Source organism: Vibrio sp. 2130-1, assembly GCF_033339515.1.
Genome location: NZ_JAWOUT010000689.1, coordinates 1 through 527 on the forward strand (window position 1 = coordinate 1; position 527 = coordinate 527).

Genomic DNA, 527 nt, shown 5'->3' on the forward strand with positions numbered 1-527 from the left:
CATTACCCTCTCGCAATCAGCGACAGACAAGTTTGCAGCAATCAAGCATATTGCGCAAAGCCTGACAGACAAAGGCCTTGTTGAACAAGGTTATGTGGAAGGCATGCTAAATCGTGAAAACCAAAACTCAACGTTTTTAGGTAACGGCATCGCGATCCCTCACGGCACAACCGACACTCGCTCGATGGTAAAAACCACTGGCGTCGCTGTTCACCACTTTCCTGAAGGTGTGGATTGGGGTGACGGAAACAAAGTCTTCGTTGCGATTGGTATCGCGGCAAAATCAGACGAGCACTTAGGCATTCTGAAGCAACTGACCAAAGTGCTAGGTGCTGATGGCGTGGAAGAGCGTCTTCGCGATGCAAAAAACGAAGAAGACATCATTGCCCTACTTCATGGTGATGTTCAACTTGAAGCGGACTTCGATGCATCTCTTATCCAGCTGCTTTTCCCTGCAAGCGATATGGTACAGATGAGCGCTGTGGCAGGTGGCCTCTTGAAAAACACCGGCTGTGCTGGCGCTGAAT

At 49.5% G+C, this 527-nt stretch carries 1 protein-coding gene; it reads left to right on the top strand.

All coding sequences use genetic code 11. The features are described from left to right. Window position 1: 1 nt before the first annotated feature. Window positions 2-527 (top strand): PTS sugar transporter subunit IIA (locus R7Q09_RS28165; RefSeq protein ID WP_318144212.1); only part of this gene is annotated, 526 nt, incomplete at its 3' end.